The 21,690-nt window shown below is 63.2% G+C and carries 19 protein-coding genes and 1 tRNA gene; 10 read left to right on the forward strand and 10 right to left on the reverse strand.

The window, feature by feature from the left end; genetic code table 11:
* Nucleotides 1–153: 153 nt before the first annotated feature.
* The gene (locus CEJ45_RS05945; RefSeq protein ID WP_088754260.1) at nt 154–615 is read left to right on the forward strand and encodes a MarR family winged helix-turn-helix transcriptional regulator; all 462 of its coding nucleotides are present in this window, start codon (nt 154–156) and stop codon (nt 613–615) included.
* Nucleotides 616–1,025: 410 nt separating this feature from the next.
* Nucleotides 1,026–2,045, forward strand: a complete 1,020-nt coding sequence (locus tag CEJ45_RS05950; RefSeq protein ID WP_039786511.1) for an alpha/beta hydrolase — start codon at nt 1,026–1,028, stop codon at nt 2,043–2,045.
* A gap of 111 nt (nt 2,046–2,156) precedes the next feature.
* Here the strand turns inward: CEJ45_RS05950 and CEJ45_RS05955 are convergent, their stop codons facing one another.
* Nucleotides 2,157–2,825: an alpha/beta hydrolase gene (locus CEJ45_RS05955; protein ID WP_088754261.1), complete on the reverse strand. Its 669-nt coding sequence runs from the start codon at nt 2,823–2,825 to the stop codon at nt 2,157–2,159.
* Nucleotides 2,826–3,003: 178 nt separating this feature from the next.
* Here CEJ45_RS05955 and CEJ45_RS05960 point away from each other — a divergent pair, with 178 nt between their 5' ends.
* Nucleotides 3,004–3,666: a hypothetical protein gene (locus CEJ45_RS05960; protein ID WP_088754262.1), complete on the forward strand. Its 663-nt coding sequence runs from the start codon at nt 3,004–3,006 to the stop codon at nt 3,664–3,666.
* Between the two features lie 44 nt (nt 3,667–3,710).
* Here CEJ45_RS05960 and mog read toward each other — a convergent pair whose 3' ends face one another.
* A complete protein-coding gene (gene mog, locus CEJ45_RS05965) occupies nt 3,711–4,340 on the reverse strand; it encodes a molybdopterin adenylyltransferase (RefSeq protein ID WP_088754263.1) in 630 nt (209 codons plus the stop codon).
* The gene (yjgA, locus tag CEJ45_RS05970; protein WP_088754264.1) at nt 4,330–4,935 is read right to left on the reverse strand and encodes a ribosome biogenesis factor YjgA; all 606 of its coding nucleotides are present in this window, start codon (nt 4,933–4,935) and stop codon (nt 4,330–4,332) included. The genes mog and yjgA overlap by 11 nt, the downstream gene beginning before the upstream one ends.
* A gap of 75 nt (nt 4,936–5,010) precedes the next feature.
* Between yjgA and pmbA the strand changes: the two genes are divergently transcribed.
* The 3 genes from pmbA to CEJ45_RS05985 all read left to right on the forward strand — a co-directional run bounded on the left by pmbA (nt 5,011) and on the right by CEJ45_RS05985 (nt 8,627).
* The gene (gene pmbA / locus CEJ45_RS05975) at nt 5,011–6,375 is read left to right on the forward strand and encodes a metalloprotease PmbA (protein ID WP_088754265.1); all 1,365 of its coding nucleotides are present in this window, start codon (nt 5,011–5,013) and stop codon (nt 6,373–6,375) included.
* An 80-nt stretch (nt 6,376–6,455) separates the two neighbouring features.
* Complete coding sequence (locus CEJ45_RS05980; protein ID WP_088754266.1) at nt 6,456–6,947, forward strand: GNAT family N-acetyltransferase; 492 nt, start codon at nt 6,456–6,458, stop codon at nt 6,945–6,947.
* An 81-nt stretch (nt 6,948–7,028) separates the two neighbouring features.
* Nucleotides 7,029–8,627: an MDR family MFS transporter gene (locus tag CEJ45_RS05985; protein WP_088754314.1), complete on the forward strand. Its 1,599-nt coding sequence runs from the start codon at nt 7,029–7,031 to the stop codon at nt 8,625–8,627.
* Between the two features lie 109 nt (nt 8,628–8,736).
* Here the strand turns inward: CEJ45_RS05985 and CEJ45_RS05990 are convergent, their stop codons facing one another.
* A complete protein-coding gene (locus CEJ45_RS05990; RefSeq protein WP_088754267.1) occupies nt 8,737–10,230 on the reverse strand; it encodes a cryptochrome/photolyase family protein in 1,494 nt (497 codons plus the stop codon).
* A gap of 240 nt (nt 10,231–10,470) precedes the next feature.
* On the opposite strand from CEJ45_RS05990, the gene CEJ45_RS05995 reads away from it, so the two are divergent.
* The gene (locus tag CEJ45_RS05995; protein ID WP_088754268.1) at nt 10,471–12,012 is read left to right on the forward strand and encodes a methyl-accepting chemotaxis protein; all 1,542 of its coding nucleotides are present in this window, start codon (nt 10,471–10,473) and stop codon (nt 12,010–12,012) included.
* 246 nt (nt 12,013–12,258) lie between these two features.
* Here CEJ45_RS05995 and CEJ45_RS06000 read toward each other — a convergent pair.
* Nucleotides 12,259–12,343 (reverse strand) — tRNA-Leu (locus CEJ45_RS06000).
* Between the two features lie 221 nt (nt 12,344–12,564).
* Here CEJ45_RS06000 and rnr point away from each other — a divergent pair.
* From rnr to cysE, 3 genes are all read left to right on the forward strand, one after another.
* Nucleotides 12,565–15,084, forward strand: coding sequence for a ribonuclease R (gene rnr / locus CEJ45_RS06005; protein ID WP_088754269.1), 2,520 nt, complete (start codon nt 12,565–12,567; stop codon nt 15,082–15,084).
* Between the two features lie 94 nt (nt 15,085–15,178).
* On the forward strand, nt 15,179–15,916 hold the full coding sequence (gene rlmB, locus CEJ45_RS06010; protein ID WP_013233865.1) for a 23S rRNA (guanosine(2251)-2'-O)-methyltransferase RlmB: 738 nt from the start codon (nt 15,179–15,181) through the stop codon (nt 15,914–15,916).
* A 127-nt stretch (nt 15,917–16,043) separates the two neighbouring features.
* Nucleotides 16,044–16,796, forward strand: coding sequence for a serine O-acetyltransferase (gene cysE, locus CEJ45_RS06015; protein ID WP_088754270.1), 753 nt, complete (start codon nt 16,044–16,046; stop codon nt 16,794–16,796).
* A 93-nt stretch (nt 16,797–16,889) separates the two neighbouring features.
* Here cysE and CEJ45_RS06020 read toward each other — a convergent pair whose 3' ends face one another.
* The 5 genes from CEJ45_RS06020 to CEJ45_RS06040 form a co-directional block, all read right to left on the reverse strand.
* Nucleotides 16,890–17,672, reverse strand: a complete 783-nt coding sequence (locus CEJ45_RS06020) for a UDP-2,3-diacylglucosamine diphosphatase (protein WP_088754271.1) — start codon at nt 17,670–17,672, stop codon at nt 16,890–16,892.
* A 30-nt stretch (nt 17,673–17,702) separates the two neighbouring features.
* The gene (locus CEJ45_RS06025; protein WP_013233868.1) at nt 17,703–18,191 is read right to left on the reverse strand and encodes a peptidylprolyl isomerase; all 489 of its coding nucleotides are present in this window, start codon (nt 18,189–18,191) and stop codon (nt 17,703–17,705) included.
* A gap of 82 nt (nt 18,192–18,273) precedes the next feature.
* Nucleotides 18,274–18,843: a peptidylprolyl isomerase gene (locus CEJ45_RS06030; protein WP_088754272.1), complete on the reverse strand. Its 570-nt coding sequence runs from the start codon at nt 18,841–18,843 to the stop codon at nt 18,274–18,276.
* Entirely contained in the window at nt 18,840–20,057 is a 1,218-nt protein-coding gene (locus tag CEJ45_RS06035) for a L,D-transpeptidase family protein (protein ID WP_088754315.1), read from the reverse strand. The genes CEJ45_RS06030 and CEJ45_RS06035 overlap by 4 nt, the downstream gene beginning before the upstream one ends.
* Before the next feature lie 36 nt (nt 20,058–20,093).
* The gene (locus CEJ45_RS06040; protein ID WP_088754273.1) at nt 20,094–21,671 is read right to left on the reverse strand and encodes a YybH family protein; all 1,578 of its coding nucleotides are present in this window, start codon (nt 21,669–21,671) and stop codon (nt 20,094–20,096) included.
* Nucleotides 21,672–21,690: the final 19 nt, after the last annotated feature.

Raw genomic sequence — 21,690 nt, forward strand, 5'->3', positions numbered from 1 at the left:
GTCCTTCCTCCTTGTGCAGGCGTGCTTCGCGATGGTGCGCAATCGCGCTGCTGTTTGTGCGAGGAAGGGGCGTGGCAAAGCTGCGACGACAATGCGTAAATTTTTTTATTAAATCGCTTGCTATTTAATTTTGGCCTCGTTAAACTGCGCTGCATGAATTCGAAAACAGACAAACGCAAGTCGGCCCCGCTGCTGGATGCCCAGTTGTGTTTTGCGCTGTACTCGACCTCGCTGTCGATGAGCAAGCTCTATCGCAAGCTGTTGCGCAACATGGGCATCACCTATTCGCAGTACCTGGTGCTGATGGTGTTGTGGGAGCAGGACCAGTTGACGGTGTCGGACATCGGTGAACGCCTGGTACTGGATTCGGCCACGCTGACCCCGCTGCTCAAGCGCATGGAGGCACAAGGCCTGGTGACCCGGGAACGTGCGGCCAGCGACGAACGGCAAGTGGTCGTCTCGCTCACCGCAGACGGTGACAAGCTGCGCGAACAGGCGGTCGAGCTGCCCCGTGAAGTATTGCGGGCGACCGAGTCGACGGCGGCGGAACTGACCGCCATGAAGGAAGAGTTGATGGCCTTGCGGGCCCGCTTGCACAAGAATACGGGCGAGTGAGCAGGGCAGGTCCGAGGGACGCGGCGACGATGCCAAGTCCCTTTTTGAAAGTTAAATATATAGTGCACTATTAAATAGTTCAGTATATTGTTGGCAGGTCGCTCGGGAAAAATCGCTGGCAACTGGCATCGGCAGTCGCCAGGCAACGGAAGTGGTGCAATCGCATCATTCGTGGAGCCGCAGTTATACCCAGAGCCAATAGCGCCAACTAAGTAGTTTGCTATTTAATAGGTATTTATGTTTTTCTCGCATTGACAGTTTTCCTGGCCGGCAACGGCCGGAGCAGTACAGCAGGACAGCAGTACAGCAGTACCCGGTAGCAAAGCAACAAACATGCAGTTCCCTCGCAGCACTTACCCGGTGAACCCCACCGATTCGCTCATCTGAGATTAGAGAAAAGGAAGAAGATCATGACCTCGTTCAAGCAACTCGCCGCCGTCGCCGCCATTGGCCTCGTTTTTGGCAACGCCTATGCCGCCGGTGATGCCGGCGTGGAACCGACCACCCAATCCTTCTTGCAGGCGCTGGAAGCCGGCGGTGGCAAGCCCCTGGAACAGCTCTCGCCGCAGGATGCACGTGCCGTGCTGGTGGGTGCGCAAGCTAGCGTGAAGCTGGAGCTGCCCAAGGCAGACGTCTCGGAAAAGACCATCACCGCCGACGGCCAGCAGATCAAGCTGACCATCGTGCGTCCGGCGGGCGTGACCAAGACCTTGCCGGCCTTCATGTTCTTCCACGGCGGCGGCTGGGTGCTGGGCGACTTCCCGACCCACGAACGCCTGGTGCGTGACCTGGTGGCCAACTCGGGTGCCGTGGCCGTGTTCGTGAACTACACCCCGTCGCCGGAAGCCGGCTACGGCGTGGCCATCAACCAGGCCTATGCCGCCACCAAGTGGGTGGCCGAGCACGGCAAGGAAATCAAGGTTGACGGCAAGCGCCTGGCCGTGGCCGGCAACAGCGTCGGTGGCAACATGGCCGCTGTCGTGGCCCTGATGGCCAAGGACAAGGGTGGCCCCGCGCTGCGTTCGGAAGTGCTGCTGTGGCCGGTGACCGATGCCAACTTCGAGACTGCTTCCTACAACCAGTTCGCCAATGGCTACTTCCTCACCAAGAACATGATGAAGTGGTTCTGGGACAGCTACACCACCGATGCCGCCAAGCGCAAGGAAATCACCGCCTCGCCCTTGAATGCGACCCCGGCGCAACTGGCCGGCCTGCCGCCGACCCTGATCCAGACCGCCGAAAACGACGTGCTGCGTGACGAAGGCGAAGCCTATGGCCGCAAGCTGCAAGCCGCCGGCGTGGCCGTGACCAGCGTGCGTTACAACGGCATGATCCACGACTTCGGTCTGTTGAACGTGCTGGCCAAGGTCCCGGCCGTGCAGACCGCGATGCGCCAGGCTGGCGAAGAACTGAAGTTCCGCCTGAAGTAATTGCAAGGCTGCCCTGCGCTTGACACCGCGCAGGGAAAACGACAACGCCCCCGCACGAGTGCATCGTGCGGGGGCGTTGTCATTGCAGGTGCAGGTGCTGCGTGATCGGACTCAGGCCAGGACCTTGGCCAGCCACGCGCCAATATCCTCGACTTCCTCACCGCACACCGAATGCTGCATCGGATAGTCATGCCACTCGACCTTGTGGCCCAGCTGGGTCAGCAATTCGCGCGACTTGACGGCGCGTTCCAGCACCACCACCGGATCCATGGTGCCGTGGGCCATGAAGATGGGCGTGTCGTGGTTGGCAGCCTGGCGTTCGGCTTCGATGGTGGCGGCCAGCGGCAGGTAGCCGGACAGGCACATCAGGCCGGCCAGGCGCTCCGGATGGCGCAGGCCGGTCTGCAAGGTCATTGCGCAGCCCTGCGAGAAACCGGCCAGCACGATGCGCTCGGCGGGGATGCCGCGCGCGCGTTCCTGGGCGATCAGCGCTTCGATGGCGGCCTGCGAGGCGCGCAGGCCGGGTTCGTCTTCACGGCGGACCAGGTCGGGCGCGAAGATGTCGTACCAGGCGCGCATCACGTAGCCGCCGTTGATGGTCACCGGCATGGTCGGCGCGGTTGGGAAGATGAAGCGGATGGGTGGGCAGCCGGACAGGTCCAGCTCGCGCACGATGGGTACGAAGTCCGAACCATCGGCACCCAGGCCGTGCAGCCAGATGACGGAGGCAGTGGGGTTGGGGGCGGTATCGATCTGTATCGTCTCAAGGGGGGCGGACATAAGCGTGCGGTTCCTGTTGCGGTCGGTGGATGAAAGGGCGGGGCGCGGCATTTGTGTCTGTCCCTGCACGGGAGCACAATACGGCCTTGCCCCTTGTCATGCGCAGCGTCTGCGCTGCAATGGGCTCACATCATACGATGAACGCCGCTGCGATGGCGGCGCTGCAAAAGGAAAACCCATGAAGTGCATCCCATCGCGCCGCCTGCTGGCCCCGCTGCTGGCCTCCCTGCTGGCCATGGTGCCCCTGGCCGGACATGCCGAAGCCGAAGGCCGGCTGTTCCAGCCACGCGGCGAAAACCTGATGATCTCGCCCCCGCCGGGCTGGCGCCTGGCCTACATGGACGGCGACCCGGACGGCAATTATGTCGTCGACTTCCTGCCGCCCAACGAAGCCCATGACTCCTGGCGCGAGGGCTACATGGGCGTGCAGCGCCGTGGCTATCCCGATGCCGGCCTCGTGGCCAACATCCAGGCGCGCAACCTCACCGTGGCGCAGGTGGCCTTGACTGAAGTAATGCAGGGCGCCCAGCGCAATTGCCCGGGCCGCTTCGTGGCGATGGCGCAGAAGGATGGCAGCACCAACAATATTCCCGTCTCTGTCAGCGGCGGCTTCTGCGACCGTACCGGGCCAGTTGCGCCCTATGGCGAGGGAACTGTACTGGCGGTGTACCAGGGCAAGCAGCAACTGTTTGTCGTGCAGTTCAGCTGGCGTCCGCCGACCGAAAATGCGCTGAAACAATATCCGTACCGGATCTCGCCGGCCGGGCTGCAGCAGTATCTGGATCTGCTCAATGCGGCCACGCTGTGCGGTGGGCCGGAGGAGGGGAAGTGTCCTAACTGAGGGGAAGGCGGGCCCGCATGGTCGTGCGGGCCGCCGGGCTGCTGTTACTTGCTGGCAGGGCGGATTGCCGACTTGGGCCGGAAGGCCTTGCAGACGCTCTCATCAGTGTCGATGTAAGGACCACCGATGAGGTCGATGCAGTAGGGGATGGCGGCGAAGATGCCGGGCACCTTGACCTTGCCGTCCTGGTCCTTCAACCCTTCCAGTGTTTCGCGGATGGACTTGGGCTGGCCGGGCAGGTTCAGGACCAGCGCGGCATGGCCGTCGGTCTCGCGGATGACGGCAACCTGGCGCGAGAGAATGGCGGTGGGCACGAACTGCAGGCTGATCTGGCGCATCTGTTCGCCAAAGCCCGGCATTTCCTTGGTACCGATGGCCAGCGTGGCTTCGGGCGTGACGTCGCGGCGCGACGGGCCGGTGCCGCCAGTGGTCAGCACCAGGTCGCATCGGGCCACATCGACCAGCTCCACCAGGGTCTGTTCGATCTGTGCACGTTCATCGGGGATCAGGCGGGTCTCGACTTCGAAAGCGCTGGTGAGCGCTTTGCTGAGCCATTCCTGCAGGGCGGGGATGCCCTGGTCCTGGTAGACGCCACCCGAGGCGCGGTCGGAGATGGAGACCAGCCCGACCCGCAGCACCTCACGGACGACGGGCGTGACGGCCTCAACGTTCATCGTCATCCTGCTCGCCGGCCTCATCCTCGGCGGCTTCGTTCTTGGCGCGCGCGGCGTCGGCCTGCAACTGCTTGAGGATCTGGAAGATTTCGCGGTAGGCCTTGGGCGGCTTGTTTTCCGCCTGCTCCTTGCGGGCATTGCGGATGAGCGTGCGCATGTGCTGCACGTCAACTTCGGGATGGCGGTTCAGCAGTTCGGTCAACGCCTGGTCATCGGCCAGCAGCTTTTCGCGGCGGCGTTCCAGGGCGTGCATGGCGGCGGTTTCAGCCTTGGAGGCGCCGTGCCAGCTGTCGATGGTCTTCTGGATGATGGCGATCTCGTCGGCTTCCAGCGTGCGCATTTTCTTGCCCACGTACTGCATCTGGCGGCGACGGCCTTCGTGATCCTTGATCTGCTGGCATTCGAGGATGGCGTCGCGCACGTCTTCGGGCATGGGGACGCGCTTGACGCGGTCGCGCGGTTCATTGACCAGCGATTCGCCCAGCTTTTGCAGGGCATCCATCTCGCGCTTGAGCTGGGACTTGGAGGGGCGGTCGTATTCCTGTTCGAATTCGCTGGATTGGAATCCGACAGCACCGCGGTTGGCATTGGGCATATCGTGACTTCGAGAAATAAAGCTTAACGACTGCTATGATAACCGCTTTACCCGCATTTCAGAGAAAACAGGCTCATGAGCGATACCCCATTCACGCACAGTCAGGACCAGTTGAAGCAGTTGGCGCAGGATGTCTTGCGTTATGCCCGGGACAAGGGCGCCTCGGACGCCGCCGTCGACATCAGCGAAGGCAGTGGCCTCTCGGTAGCGGTGCGCAAGGGCAAGATCGAGACCATCGAGCAGAACAAGGACAAGGGCATCGGCGTGACGGTGTTCCTCGGAGAAGGCCGCCAGGTGCGGCGCGGCAATGCCAGCACCTCGGATTTTTCGCAGCAGGCGCTGAAGGAAACGGTCGAGGCCGCCTACAACATCGCCCGCTTCACCGCCATCGATGATTGCGCCGGCCTGCCCGACGCCGAGATGCTGGAAATGGCCCCGCGCGACCTGAAACTGTTTTCGCCATGGAACATTTCCGCCGAAGAAGCTGTGGCGCTGGCCCAACGCTGCGAGACCGCAGCCCTCGAGACCGACCCGCGCATCACCAACAGCGAAGGGGCCGGCGTCTACGTCCAGCACTCGCATTTCGTCGCGGCCAACAGCCGTGGTTTCATGGGCGGCTATCCGTTCTCGCGCCATACCATCTCGGTGGCCCCCATCGCCGGCAAGGGCGCGGGCATGCAGCGCGATGACTGGTATTCCTCCAAACGCGATCCGAAGAAACTCGCCAAGCCCGAAGCCATCGGCCGTTACGCCGCCGAGCGCGCGCTGGCCCGCCTGAACGCGCGCAAGCTCACGACCCGCAAGTGCCCGGTGCTGTTCGAAGCGCCGCTGGCAGCGGGTCTCCTGGGGGCTTTCGTGCAGGCGGTGTCGGGCGGTGCGTTGTACCGCAAGTCGACCTTCCTGCTCGATTCGCTGGGCCAGCAGGTCTTCCCCGAGCACATCCAGATCCTGGAAGATCCGCACGTGGTCGGCGGTGTCGGTTCGGCGCCCTTCGATGAAGAGGGCGTGCGTACCGTCAAGCGCGAGGTCATCAAGGATGGCGTGGTGCAGGGCTACTTCCTGTCGACGTATTCGGCCCGCAAGCTGGGCATGCAGACCACCGGCAACTCCGGTGGCTCGCACAACCTGACGCTGCGCTCGGACCTGACCACCAAGGCCGATACCTTCAAGGGCATGTTGAAGAAGATGGGCACAGGTCTGCTGGTGACCGAGCTGATGGGGCAGGGCGTGAACTACGTGACCGGCGACTATTCGCGTGGCGCTTCGGGTTACTGGGTCGAGAATGGCGTGATCCAGTATCCGGTGGAAGAAATCACCATCGCCGGCAACATGAAGGACATGCTGCGCCAGATCGTGGGCGTGGGTAACGACACGCTCATTCGCGGCAGCAAGGAAACGGGTTCCATCCTGCTGGAAAACATGACCATCGCTGGCGACTGATCGTGCAGCACGCCGCCCGGCCGCCGTTGGCGCACCGGGTGGTGCCACGGCCAGCGCCGCCCATCTTGGGGAGGCAAGCCATGGACGACATCCACATCCGGCGCGGCTATCTGCCAGGCGCCATCGGGCGTGTAGCCGAGCTGCACGCGGCGTATTACACCGAAAACTGGAGCTTCGGCGTGTATTTCGAAGCCCGCATCGCCACTGAACTGGCGGCCTTCATGAGCCGCTACGACGACAGCCGTGACGGCTTCTGGACGGCCACCGTGCATGGCCGCGTCGAAGGTTCGCTGACCATCGACGGCCAGCATGGGCAGCAGCAGGGCGCCTGGCTGCGCTGGTTCATCTCTTCCGAAAAATTGCGTGGACGCGGCGTGGGCGATGCCCTGCTGAGCGAGGCCATCCGCTTCTGCGCGCAGTGCGATTTCCCCTCGATCTACCTGTGGACCTTCGAGGGCCTGCACGCCGCGCACAACCTCTACCAGCGTCACGGATTCATCCTCACCGAGGAGCGCATCGGCTCGCATTGGGGCGTCAAGCTCAACGAGCAGCGCTACGAACTGCTGCTGTAGCACGCAAGGCAGGCCATGCCGCTCAGCGCTAGAATGTCGGATTGGCGCACGCGCGCAACTTCGGACATTCGTTCTCCGCACATGGCCCTACACACCGACGCCGCCCACTCCAGCGGCCAAGTCCTGCCGTTCCGCGAATCCCTGCTGGCCACGCTGGGCATCTGCTTCGTCATCATGCTGGTGGCCCTGGACCAGACTATCGTCGGCACTGCGCTGCCGACCATCGTGGCCGAACTCAAGGGCTTTGAACTCTATGCCTGGGTCGCCACGGCCTATCTGCTGACCTCGGTCATCACCGTGCCCATCTTCGGACGGCTCGGCGATTATTTCGGGCGCAAGCCTTTCGTGATTGCCTCCATCATCGTCTTCGTCGGTGCTTCCGCCTTGTGCGGCATGGCCAACAGCATGCTGTTCCTGGTGCTCGCGCGCGGGCTGCAGGGCATTGGCGGGGGCATGCTGGTGGGCACCTGTTTCGCTTCCATCGCTGACCTGTTTCCCGATCCGCGCGTGCGCTTGCGCTGGCAGATCATCCTGTCGGCCTCCTTCGGCATCGCCACGGCAGTCGGTCCTTCGCTGGGCGGCTTCCTCACGCAAGGGCTGGGCTGGCGCTGGGTGTTCTATTGCAACCTGCCCATCGGCGTGCTGTCGCTGTTTTTCGTCTGGCGCTTCGTACCCCACATCCGCCACATGCAGCACGCGGGCAAGATGCGGCTGGACTGGCCGGGTGCGCTGTTGATCTCGCTTTCGCTGGGCAGCCTGCAATTGCTGGTCGAACTGCTGCCCAAGCGCGGCATCACCGGCAGCATGCTGCTCTTGCTGGCGCTTTCGGTGGCGGCCTTTTATGCGCTCTGGAAGTGGGAGCAGCGCGCCGCGCAGCCCATCCTGCCCTTTGAAATGCTGCGTGACCGTGCGCTGGCCAGCCTGTTCCTGCTGTCGGTACTGGCCGGCTTTGCCATGTTCTCTCTGCTGATGTATGCGCCGCTGCTGTTCCAGGGCGGATTCGGTTTGAGCCCGCGTGAAGCCGGGCTGCTCATCACGCCGCTGGTGGCCTGTATTACCGTGGCCAGCATCGTCAATGGCCGCATCATCACGCGCATTCCCAATCCCAACCTGATGATGAACCTGGGCTTTGCACTGATCGCTGCGTCCTGCCTGGGTGTGGTGCTGTGTGATCGCACGACCGGCAATGGCTTCCTGCTGGCAGTGATGCTGGCCGGTGGTTTCGGGCTGGGCCTGGTCTTGCCCAATCTCACCGTGTTTGCCCAGCAGGCTGCCGCACGCGAGCACCTGGGCATCGCCACTGCCTTGCTGCAGTCACTGCGCATGATCGGCGGCATGCTGGGGACGGCCATCACCGGCACGCTGGTGAGCCAGATGTATGGCGCAGGCGTGCAGAAGGCCCTGGAAGGAGACCACGCGGCGCAATGGCTCAAGGACTTCAGTGATCCGGAAGTGCTGGTCAACCATGACATCCAGTCGGTGCTGCTGGCCCAGCTGATGCAGGCCGGACATGATGGCTCGGCCTTGCTGGAAGCGGCGCGCGAGGCGCTGGTCGGGGCCATTCACATGGGCATCGCCATTGCCATCGTGGCCGCGCTGGCAGGGCTGTGGATGGTGCGGCGCGTGCCACCCATCCGCTTTGACCAGGACAAGAAGGTCGAGCCGGTGATGTCGGAATGACTGGCATGGGCCGGCCGCATGCAAAAACGGACCCGCAGGTCCGTTTTTTTTTGCTTGCCGTGCTTGTGATGCTTGCCATGCTTGTGGTGCTTGAAGTAGCGCGGCGCGCTTATTCGGCCTTTTCCGTTTTCTTGACCACGGCATAGCGTTCCAGCGTGCGTTCGCGCGCCTCGGCGTGATCCACGATGGGGCGCGGATAGTTCGTTCCCAGCGTCACGCCGGCCGACATGCGCTCATCGGGTGTGGCCGTCCACGGTGCATGGATGCGCTTGTCCGAGAGCTTGGCCAGTTGCGGCAGGTAGCGGCGTATGAACTTGCCTTCCGGATCAAACTTCTCCGATTGCGTGACCGGATTGAAGATGCGGAAGTAGGGCTGCGCATCACAGCCTGAAGACGACGCCCACTGCCAGCCGCCATTGTTGGCCGAGAGGTCGAAGTCGTTGAGATGGAGCGCAAAATATTTCTCACCCCAGCGCCAGTCGATCCCCAGGTCCTTGGTGAGGAAACTGGCCACCACCATGCGCAGGCGGTTGTGCATGTAGCCGGTCTGGTTGATCTGCGCCATGGCGGCATCTACCAGCGGATAGCCGGTGCGTCCCTCGCACCAGGCGGCAAAGAGTTCTTCGGCGTGCTTGCCGTGCTCCCATTTGATCGCATCGTACTCGGGCTTGAAGGCCTTGGCCGTCACGCGCGGATGGTGGTGCAGGATCATGAAGTAGAAATCGCGCCAGGTCAGCTCCGACAGCCAGACCGCCGCACCCGCCGCGCCTTGTCCGGCATGCATGGCCTGCATCGCGGCCCGCGCGAGCGTGCGGATGGAGACCGTGCCGAAGCGCAGGTGGATCGACAGGTAGGATGGCCCCTTCACTGCCGGAAAATCACGCGCCGTGCCGTAGGCGCCGATACGGCCCAGGAAGTCCTCCAGCAGGGACTGGGCACCGGACATGCCGGTCGGAATGTTCAGTTCCTGCAGGTTGCTGGGTTGGAAGCCCAGGGCCTTGTGCGAAGGTAGTCCGTGATGCGCCTTGCCTGGCGGCTTGGCCAAGGCCCTGAAGTATTTCTCGACCGGATAGGGTTTGAGGTAGAAGTCGCCACCGGCGGCCGCCAGCCTGGCCATCCACGCATTCTTGTAGGGCGTGAAGACCGAGAAGGGCTTGGCCGACTGGGTCAGTACTTCGTCCTTTTCAAAGATCACCTGGTCCTTGTAGCTCAGCAGTTGTGCGCCGTGTTTCTTGAGGGCCTTGTCTACGGCCGCATCCCGCGCGATGGCCGCAGGCTCATAGTCGGTGTTGGCAAAGACCGCCTGCACGCCCAGCTCGGCGGCCAGGTCCGGAATGCATGTGGCGGCCGATCCGTGCAGCACGATCAGCCCGCCGCCGGCCTTGCGCAAGGCCTCATCCAGCTCGGCCACGCTGGCCAGCAGGAAGTCGACGCGGCGATCCTGCTCCACTCCATCGGCCTTCAAGGCATCGAGGATGTTGGTATCGAAGACGAACACGCACCACACGGACTGGCTCTGCGTGAGCGCGTAGTAGAGGGCAGCATGATCGGTGTGGCGCAGGTCGCGGCGGAACCAGACCAGGGACTTGTCGAATTGGGGCATTGCGTTGCTGTTCTTCTTCAATGGGTTTGACTTCGGCCCGCGCAAACGGAATCACGTTGCGGCGGTGGCTACTGGTTGGTAGCGTTTTTGGTGAATGATAAAAGATTTTCATGGATTTGACCCGTCGCATCTCAAGGAGGCTATCGTCTGGCCGATAATCACGTATCCGCATACGATGCGGAGAACGAGGGAAGGCGCTGCGATCCGCATGCGTCTCGTGCAATGGGAGATGGGGAAACAATGAAGAACATGACGATCGGCACCCGGCTGGGGCTGGGTTTTGCCGCGATTCTGGGTTTGATGCTGGTGATTGCCGCCATTGGCGTGGGGCGGCTGCAAGCGGTGGGAAACCTCAATGACACGATGGTCAATGACGCGCTGGTCAAGGAAAGGCTGGTCATCACGTTCTATCGCTCCATCGAGCTCAACGTCGGCCGCATCGTGGCCGCGGCCAAGAATCCGGATGTCGAACAGCAGAAGTTCTACAAGCAGGAGATCGGTGCCACCATCAGCAAGAACAATGAGCTGGTCAAGCGGATGGAAGAACTGATCACCGATGATGCCGGGCGTGCTGCCCTGGCCGAGATCAACGAACGCCGCAAGGTGGTGCTGGCGGCCAATGCGCAGGTCTTCAAGGAAAAAGACGCAGGCAACGAAGAGGGGGCGCGCAAGGCGGTGGACGAGCTGCTGCTGCCGAGTACGCGCGTCTACCTGGCTGCCATCGACAAGCTGGCCGTGATGCAGTCCGACCGCATCAAGAACCAGACCGCAGAAATCGATAGTCTCTTCCGCAATGCGCGTACGCTCATGATCGTGCTGGGCGTAGTCGCGCTGCTGCTGGGCGTGGCCCTGGCGTGGGCCATCACGCGTTCGATCACGGCACCGCTGCACAAGGCGGTGGACGTGGCCAGCCGCGTGGCCAAGGGGCAGCTGGACAACCATATCGAGGTGCGCGGCCAGGATGAAACCGGCCAGCTCATGCGCGCACTCAAGGAAATGAATGACAATTTGGTGGGCATCGTCACCCGGGTGCGCCAAGGCACCGATACCATCGCCACGGCCTCCAGCGAGATCGCCGATGGCAACCTGGACCTGTCCAATCGCACCGAGCAGCAAGCCAGTTCGCTGGAAGAGACCGCCTCGGCCATGGAAGAACTGACCTCGACCGTGAAGCAGAACGCTGATAACGCGCGCCAGGCCAACCAGTTGGCGGTGTCGGCATCGGAGGTGGCGGTGCAGGGCGGTTCGGTGGTGTCGGAGGTGGTGGCCACCATGGGCTCGATCAACGATTCCTCGCGCAAGATCGTGGACATCATTGCGGTCATCGATGGCATCGCTTTCCAGACCAATATCCTCGCCCTCAATGCCGCCGTGGAAGCAGCGCGCGCAGGCGAGCAGGGGCGCGGCTTTGCGGTGGTGGCCTCCGAGGTGCGTACCCTGGCGCAGCGTTCGGCCAGTGCCGCCAAGGAGATCAAGGAACTCATCGGTGACTCGGTGGGCAAGGTGGAGGCGGGCAGCAAGCTGGTCGAGCAGGCTGGTTCGACGATGGAAGAAGTGGTGGCCAGCGTGCGCCGCGTGACCGACATCGTGGCCGAAATCACCTCGGCTTCGCAGGAGCAGAGTGACGGGATCGAGCAGGTCAACCAGGCCATCAACCTGATGGACGAAGCGACCCAGCAGAATGCGGCGCTGGTGGAACAGGCGGCTGCGGCGGCGCGGCAGATGCAGGAGCAGGCGGCGGGCTTGAGTGAGACCGTGAGCGTGTTTCGTTTGAAGGGATAAGAAAACCAGGGCAGGGCGCGCAGGCGCCTTGCTCGCGGTCCCCAAAAAACTAAAGGCCGACTGACTTTCGTCAATCGGCCTTTTTTGTTTTGCTGCGCACGGAGGACCTCGGTCACGTTCCGCGACCCCGTCCGGCCTTGCAAGGCCGGACTTTCTCGTCCCTCCCGCAAGGCGCGCAAGCGCCTTGCTCGTGGACCCCAAAATACAAAAGGCCGACTGACTTTCGTCAATCGACCTTTTCTATTTTGGTGCCCACGGAGGGACTCGAACCCCCACACCTCGCGGCACATGGACCTGAACCATGCGCGTCTACCAATTCCGCCACGTGGGCTGCGCTGTAAAGCGAAGACCGTGATTATAGTTGGTCTGAAGGCGATGTCAACAACTTTTTTGATGCCGTTCCATCATTTTCGTTGCAATACGATGCTTCGCCCCTTTTTAAGCTTCGTATTGCGGTTAGGTAAATGGCCGCAACTCCGTTACACTAGGCACATCCGTCCGCCTGGGCGACTTTCGCCTTGGCATTTATAACAATTGCGCGAAACGAAACTTTTGAGCCAATTCCCCTATTCCATTCCCAGCCGGGAAGAGATCCTCGGCATCCTGCGTACTTCCTCGGGCGCGCAAAATGCTGCCGCGCTGGCCGCCGCGCTCGGCGTCAAGCCTGAAGAAATGGATGGCCTCACGCGCCGCCTCAACGCCATGGAACGCGACGGCCAGATCAAGCCGGATCGCGCCGGACACTACAAGCTGACCCATTCGCCGGACTTCATCCTGGGCCGTGTTTCGGCCCACCGCGATGGCTTCGGTTTCCTGCTGCCCGATGAAGGCACCGATGACCTGTTCCTGCCCGAGAAGGAAATGCAGAAGGTCATGCACGGCGACCGCGTGCAGGCCCGCATCACCGGCACCGACCGCCGTGGCCGCCCCGAAGGGACCATCGTCGAAGTGGTGGAGCGCGCCAACACCCACGTGATCGGCCGTCTGCTCAATGAAAACGGCGTCTGGGTGGTCGCCCCCGAAGACAAGCGCATCGGCCACGACGTGCTGCTGGCAGGCCCCCCGGGCAAGGCCAAGGCCGGGCAGGTGGTCAGTGTGGAGCTGACCGAACATCCTTCCCGCTACACGCAGCCGGTGGGCAAGATCGTCGAGATCCTCGGTGACATCGACGACCCCGGCATGGAAATCGAAATCGCCGTGCGCAAGTACGGCGTGCCGCACGAATTCTCGGAAGCCGCCAAGAAGCTCTCTTCCAAGCTGCCCAGCGAAGTCAAGGCCGCCGACCTCAAGGATCGCGTCGACCTGCGCGACGTGCCGCTGGTCACCATCGACGGCGAAGACGCACGCGACTTCGATGATGCCGTCTACTGCGAACCGGTCAAGATCGGCCGCACCAAGGGCTATCGCCTGATCGTTGCCATTGCCGACGTGAGCCACTACGTCAAGCCCAACGACGCCTTGGACGTGGATGCGCTCGAGCGCAGCACCTCGGTGTATTTCCCGCGCCGGGTGATCCCGATGCTGCCGGAAAAACTCTCCAACGGCCTGTGCTCGCTGAACCCGGACGTGGACCGCCTGACCCTGGTGTGCGATGCCGTCATCACCGCCAAGGGCGAGATCAAGGCCTACCAGTTCTATCCGGCCGTGATCCACTCGGCAGCCCGCCTGACCTATACCGAAGTGGCCTCGATCCTGGCCAATACCAAGGGCCCGGAAGCGGCGCGCCGCATCGGCCTGGTGCCGCACCTGACGCACCTCTACGAAGTTTTCCAGGCGCTGCTGACGGCACGCCAGGCACGCGGTGCCATCGACTTCGAGACCACCGAGACCTACATCGTCTGCAACGCCGCCGGCAAGATCGAGAAGATCCTGCCGCGCACCCGCAATGATGCGCACCGCCTGATCGAGGAATGCATGCTGGCCGCCAACGTCTGCGCGGCCGACCTGTTGAAGCGCCACGATCATCCGGCGCTCTACCGCATCCACGCCGGTCCGACCAAGGAAAAGCTGACGCAGCTGCGCACCTTCCTCAAGCAGATCGGCCTGACCCTGGGCGGTGGCGACACCCCCAGCGCGTCCGATTACGCCGAGCTCATGCCCAAGGTCAAGGCGCGTCCCGATGCGGTGCTGATCCAGACCATGCTGCTGCGCTCGATGCAGCAGGCGGTCTACAGCCCCGACAACATCGGCCACTTCGGCCTGTCCTATGAATCCTATGCGCACTTCACCAGCCCGATCCGCCGCTATCCCGACCTGCTGACGCACCGCGCCATCAAGGCCGTGCTGCAGGGCAAGCGCTATGAGCCCAAGGGCATCGACAGCACGGCGCTGAACACCTCGATCTCGCCCGCCGCCCGCAAGGCGCAGGCGCAGCAGCGTGCCGCCGACAAGGCCGCCGGCAAGAAGCCGCGTGGCGAGAGCGCCCTGGCGATCTGGGAAGCATTGGGCCTGCACTGTTCGGCCAATGAGCGCCGTGCCGATGAGGCTTCGCGCGATGTGGAAGCCTGGCTCAAGTGCTACTTCATCCGCGACAAGCTGGGCGAGGAATTCACCGGCACCATCGCCGGCGTGGCCACCTTCGGCATCTTCGTTCAACTGGATGCCCTGTACATCGAAGGCCTGGTGCACGTCACCGAACTGGGTGCCGATTACTTCCAGTACGACGAAGCGCGCCACGAGCTGCGCGGCGAGCGCACCGGCATCCGCTACCAGCTGACCGATCGCGTCACCGTGCAGGTCAGCCGCGTGGACCTGGATGCACGCAAGATCGACCTGGCACTGGTCAACGAGCCGGGCATCCGCACCCTCATCAAGAATGAAGCCAAGCGCGCTGAAAACGCCGCGCGTGGCAAGTCCGGTGGTGGCAGGCAAGCCCAGGCTGAAGTTCAGCCTGCCGCGCGCGGCAAGAAGGGCGCTGCCGCCAAGCCAGCTGCGGCTGCAGCGGGCAGCAAGCCCAAGGGTGGCGCCAAGGCCAAGGCTGGTGCCGCGCGCGCCGCCACGGCACGCCCCGGCGAAGCCGACCGCAAGCGCGCGGCATCCAAGGGCTACACCAAGGGCAAGAAGAAGCGATGAGCATGTCCCCGGACCTGCGGTTTGCGCAGGCCGGGTTTGATGGAACGCGGGGCACATGCCCCACCAAGCAAGACGAAAGACACAAGCAGGATCTATGAAGAGCAAAATGATTTTCGGCTTCCATGCCGTGACCTCCCGTATCCGCCACGAGGCTTCCTCGGTGGACGAGATTTACGTGGATGCCGAGCGCCGCGACCGCCGCATGCTGGATTTGCTGCATGCCGCCAAGGAAGCCAATGTACGCATCATCCAGGCCGACGACCAGCGCCTGGCCGCGATGGTCGGTACGCGCCGTCACCAGGGCGTGGTAGCCAAGGCCGCTGCGCTGTCGCTGGCGCGCACCCTCGATGAACTGCTGGATGCGGTGGTCGGTCCGCCGCTGCTGCTGATCCTCGACGGCATCACCGATCCGCACAACCTGGGCGCCTGCCTGCGCGTGGCCGATGGTGCCGGCGCGCATGCCGTGATCGCTCCCAAGGATCGCGCCGTGGGCCTGAATGCCACGGCCATGAAGGTCTCCAGCGGTGCCTCCGACACCGTGCCCTACATCACCGTCACCAACCTGGCCCGCACCATGCGCGACCTCAAGGAGCGCGGTGTATGGATCATCGGCACTTCCGATGATGCGGAGAAGGGCCTCTACGAAGGCGACTTCACCGGTCCCACCGCACTGGTGATGGGTTCCGAAGGCGAAGGCATGCGCCGTCTCACCCGTGAGACCTGCGATGTGCTGGTCAACATCCCCATGTTCGGTTCGGTCGAGAGCCTCAACGTCTCCGTGGCGTCCGGCGTCTGTCTGTACGAGGCGCGACGCCAGCGCTTGCCCAAGTAAGTCCGGTCATCCCGCATGACACCATCGCCGGACTTCGCGTCCGGCGATTTTTTTTGCCGTTCCATTGTTGGATCACTTCAATTTCACTTCAGTAGCCGTTTTCATTCAACGTTTCAGGAAGCACACCATGTTCAACCGACTCAGAGAAGACATCGCCAGCATCCGCGAGCGCGACCCCGCCGCACGCAACAGCTGGGAGGTGCTGACCTGTTATCCGGGCCTGCATGCGGTGATCCTGCATCGCTGGGCCCAGGCTTGCTGGAAGGCCGACCTGAAGTGGCTGGGCCGCTTCATCTCGCAGGTCGGCCGCACGCTGACCGGCATCGAGATCCATCCCGGTGCGACCATCGGCCGCCGTGTGTTCATCGATCACGGCATGGGCGTGGTGATCGGCGAGACTGCCATTGTTGGTGACGATTCCACCATCTACCAGGGCGTGACCCTGGGCGGTACGTCGCTGGCCAAGGGAGCCAAGCGTCATCCGACGCTGGGACGCGGTGTCATCATCGGTGCCGGCGCCAAGGTGCTGGGCGGATTTACGGTCGGGGATGGCGCCAAGGTCGGCTCCAATGCGGTGGTCACCAAGGAAGTGCCGGCCGGCGCCACCGCCGTGGGCAACCCGGCGCGCATCGTCGAGCGCAATGTCGTACCGTCCGGGCGTGAGCAGGCCGCAGCGCGCCTGTTTGCGGCCTATGGCGTCATGCCCAATGGCGATGATCCGCTGTCGAAGGCCTTGCATGGGCTCATCAACCAGGTCGCCACCCAGGAGCAGCAACTGGAAGCCGTGCTGGCCGCCTTGCAGGGTGCGGGGATAGGGTGTCGACGCCTTGAAGAGGCCGGACAATTCGACGCCGCGCAACTGAACCGGCTGGTCGATTGAGGAGCAGGGACGCAGCCGGGGTCAAACCGGCTGCGTCGTTCGCCACGGCCTGTGCCGCAGCGATGAGGTGATGAGACAGTGAACTGTGCGGGATCAGGCGATCTCGTCGCCGTTGACATCATGCCGGTGCAGCGCGCCGTCGGCCGTCAGGCTGATCCAGCCGCCACGCGGCGTTTCCACGTCGTATTCCCAATCCGGCAGCACATAGCGCAGCTTGCCGCCGTCCAGGCGATGCAGGGCAGGGCGGTGCGTATGGCCGTGGATCAGGATATCGGTCCCGGTCTGCGCGAAGAGCGCATCAATGGCACCGGCATTCACATCCATGATCGCCATGTCCTTGCTCTGGTTGGCGTCCTGGCTGTTCTTGCGGATACCTTCAATGATGGCCTTGCGCTGCGCCAGCGGCATGGCCAGGAACTGCTGCTGGTAGGCCGGTTGCCGCACCTGGGCGCGGAAGGCCATGTAGGCATGGTCATCGGTGCATTGCGCGTCGCCATGGGCCAGGGCCAGCGTACGGCCGGCGGCGGTGATGACGTGCGGGTCGTCGAGCAGCGTCAGCCCGGCGGCATCGGCAAATGCCTGGCCGACCAGGAAATCGCGGTTGCCCGCCATCCAGTACAGTTGCACGCCTTGCGCCTGTACAGTTCTCAATGCGTCAGCAATCAGTTGGTTGTAGGGAGCAGTACGGTCGTCGTCACCGGCCCAGTACTCGAACACGTCACCCAGCAAGTACAGTTGCTGCGTCCATACTGCATGGCTCTGCAGGAAGGAGAGAAAGGCTTGCGTGGTGCGGGGCAGGGCGGCTTGCAAATGGAGGTCGGAAACAAAAAGCGCAACCGTCGGTTGCGCTTTCTGCATGAACTGGAAATCAGTCATGGTCGGTGAAGTCAGCGGTCCGGATCAGGCTCAGACCACTTCTGCCTTCTCGATCACCACATCTTCAGCAGGCACGTCGGCGAACATGCCGGCGCGGGTGGTCTTGACGCCCTTGATCTTGTCGACCACTTCAGTGCCTTCGACGACCTTGCCGAAGACGCAGTAGCCCCAGCCGTCCTGGCCCGGGTAGTCCAGGAAGCTGTTGTTCTTGACGTTGATGAAGAACTGCGCCGAGGCCGAGTGCGGCGCGGCGGTGCGGGCCATGGCCAGGGTGTAGGGCTCGTTCTTCAAGCCGTTCTTGGCTTCGTTCTCGATCGGCTCGCGGGTTTCCTTCTGCTTCATGCCGGGTTCGAAGCCGCCGCCCTGGATCATGAAACCGTCGATGACGCGGTGGAAGATGGTGCCGTTGTAGTGGCCGGCGTTGACGTAGGCCAGGAAGTTCTCAACGGTCTTGGGGGCCTTCTCGGCATCCAGTTCGATCTTGATCGTGCCGTGGTTGGTGGTGAGCAGAACTGCCATGATGAATCCTTTGCTTGTGGGGGAATGAAAAAAACCGGCGGGCGACTTGGGCCCGCCTTGGCTGCGTGACGGCAGGCCGGCCTTACTTGACCAGGGTGGCCGATTCGATCACCACGGGCGTGGCCGGCACGTCGCCGGCGCCGGTGCGCACCTGCTTGATCTTGTCGACCACGTCGGTACCGGCGATGACCCGGCCGAACACGGCGTAGCCCCAGCCGTCCTGGCCGGGGTAGTTCAGGAAGCGGTTGTCCGCCACGTTGATGAAGAACTGGGCCGTTGCCGAATGCGGTGCCGACGTGCGCGCCATGGCCACAGTATAAACCTCGTTCTTCAATCCGTTATTGGCCTCGTTCTTGATGGGCGCCTCGGTGGCCTTCTCGCGCATGTTCTGGTCGTAGCCGCCGCCCTGGATCATGAAGCCGTTGATGATGCGGTGGAAGACGGTGCCGTTGTACTGGCCCTTCTTGACGTATTTCAGGAAATTGTCGACCGAGACCGGGGCCTTTTCGGGGTTCAGTTCCAGGGTGATGTCACCCATGCTGGTCTTGAGCAGCACGCGCGGTGCATCGGCCGCCAGCACAGGGGCGGCCAGCGTGGCCGACAGGGAGAATGCTGCGGCCATGCGCAGCAGATGACGACGGGAGAGGATCATGCGTTGCCTTCGTAAATGATTTTCCATTGCGATCCTTCACGCACCCAGTACTGGCGCTTGCGGATCGCGTTCTTGCTCTTGCCGACCGCACTTTCCTGGGTGAAAGTGCTGACGATCATGTCTTCCGGTGTGCCGGGATAGCGGAACAGGCTGACATCGCGCAGTTTGACACTGGTATAGCGCGCACCGTTCAGGCTCTTCTGCTGGCGGCCGAACCAGGTGGCCAGGTTCTCGCCCTGGGCCGAGCGGAATTCCGGAGAGTAATACGACAGCACCTTGTCGGCATCCGCATTCTCCAGCGACTGGCCCCACTGTTCCAGCATGGAGGAGGCGGCGTCGCGCTGGCGGGCCCATTCGTTTTTGTCGACGAACTGCACGTGCTGGCTGATGACCACCACGGTCTTGCCGACCTCGGCGGTGGAATAGAGGTTTTGCAGGTCCGGATTGGCCAGTACCACGCAGCCATCGGAGGACAGCGGTGGACGGCTGAAATTGTCCGAGGGCGTGCCATGCAGCCAGATGCCATAGCCGCTGCGGCCGTTGCGCTTGTCCCATTCATTGGGATAGGACAGCGGCAGGGCGCCGGTGCCATAGAAATCGGGCAGCTTGGGGCCGGGGATGCGATTGTTCACGTAATACACGCCGATGGGCGTGCGCTGGTCGCCGGACTTGGTCTTGTTGGCGCCGAAGCGGCCTTGGGAAATGTAGAAGTCGTTCTGGAACTTCAGTTCGCCGCCCTGGTTCTCGTAGACGTACATGCGCGAACGGGTGGTGTCGACCACCAGCACGTTCTTCTGGTCCTCGCCCACTTGCAGCACCGCCTTGGGGATCAGCTTGGGGTCCGGCTTTTCCTGCAGGGAGCGGATGCGCACCATGGCTTCATCGCGCAGTTCCTTGAGCTTGTCGCTGGGGCCGTCGGCCATGGCGCCGAAATTGCGCACTGGACGGGCATGCATCAACAGCAGGTCGCCGCGTACCAGGTGGCCCAGGCGGAAGGTGGGATAGGCCGCCACCAGCGCGTCGGCCTTGGCCTGGGCTTCGCGCAGGCGGTTGGCACCCAGGTCCTTGTAGATATCGATGAGCAGGGCTTCCGGATCCGGCTTGGCCACAGGCGCGCCGGCCGTATTGGCCGGCGGCGGGATGGAAGACGAGGATGCCACGCTGCCCATTGCAGGCACACCCGCCAGGCACAACATCAACAGGCGTCCCAGCATGCGCGCGGGACGCCCTTGCAAAGCGCTAGCCACCAATTACCCTCCCGATCGTTCCTGTTTGATCAGCCATCGATTGCCCTGTTTGACGAAAATCAGGGTCTTGCGGCTGTCCACCGTCAGCCGATCCGAATTATATATCTGGCGATAGCGCACGGTCGCGATGTTGCCATTGATGCTCACCGTGGCGTTGCTGACCTTGACACTGATGCGGCCCTTGTCCTCGATGCGGGCACGGCGCTCTTCGGCCCATTCCTTGCGGGAGGCACCACGGGGCGTGTCGAAGTCGCTGGCGTAATGGCCCAGGTAGCTGCGCACGTCCTTGTCGCTCCAGGCCTTGGCCCAGCCATTCAAGGCCGCCAGCACGGTGGCCTTGTCCTGTTCGGCGCTGGCTTCGGCCTTGGCCTTTTCCTTGTCGGCACGGGCCTTGTCGGCCTTGGCCTTTTCTGCTGCCGCCAGTTTCTCGGCCTTGGCCTTCTCTGCAGCCGCCAGTTTCTCCGCCTTGGCCTTCTCGGCCGCAGCCAGCTTGTCGGCTTGCGCCTTCTCGGCGGCCGCCTGGGCGGCCTTGTCCTTCTCGGCGCGGGCGGCTTGTTCGCGGGCCAGCTTGTCGGCGTGTTCCTTGTCCTTCTGCGCTTGCAGTTCCTTCTGCTTCTGCTCGGCGGCGGCCTTGTCGGCGGCGGCCTTCTGCGCACGCGCCTGTTCGGCTGCCAGCTGTTCGGCGCGCGCCTTCTCGGCCTTGGCACGCTCGGCGGCGGCGCGGTCTGCTGCCGCCTTCTCGGTGGCGGCCTTGTCCGCGGCAGCCTTGTCGGCAGCGGCTTTCTCGGCGGCCGCCTTGTCGGCTGCGGCCTTTTCCTTCTCGCTGGTGGCCTTGGAGATGGCCGTCTTTTCCGCTTCGGCCTTGTCGGCCGCTGCCTGCTGCGCCAGTTTTTCGGCCGCCAGGGCGCGATTGCGTTCCTGCTGTTCTGCCGCTGCCGCTTCGGCCTTGGCCTTGGCGTCGCGCTGGGCTGCTGCGGCCGACGCCAGGCGCGGCACGGTGCCACCGGTGGTGTTGCCGTTGAGCGAGCGCAGCAGGGTCAGCTTGGGCTGCGGCACGTTGGCGCCCGGATCGATCTGCAGCGCCTTGTCATAAGCCTGGCTGGCCAGCTTGGCATAGACGTCGCCCAGGTTTTCCAGTGCGGTGGCATAGGTCGGATTGGTGCGCATGGCCATGTCCAGCGCCGCGCGCGCCTTGTCGTACTGGCCGTCGGCCGCATACAGCACGGCCAGGTTGTTGTACGGCTCAGGCAGGTCGGGGAAGTCCTCGGTGAGCTTGGTGAACACCGCGATGGCCTCGGCAGAACGGTTTTGTTCTGCTAAGATCAGGCCCTTCGTGAAACGCAGTTGCGCATCGCGCGGGTGTTTGGCCAGCACGGCATCGGTCTTGGTCAGTGCTTCGGCATACTGTCCGGCCCGCATCAGCTTGTTGATGTCAGACATTTCACTGGCATGCGCAAGCGTGGCGGGCACCCCGAAGAGGGCTGCCACCAGGCTCGACAACACTGCCGTCTTGTGGGCAGTCTTGCTGATCAAACCGCGCAAACCATGAATGGATGTCTCTTCTTGTGATTCTGGGGCCATGGTTTTATCGATGCTATAC

This window comes from Herbaspirillum aquaticum (assembly GCF_002213425.1).
GTDB classification, from domain to species: Bacteria; Pseudomonadota; Gammaproteobacteria; order Burkholderiales; family Burkholderiaceae_D; genus Herbaspirillum; species Herbaspirillum aquaticum.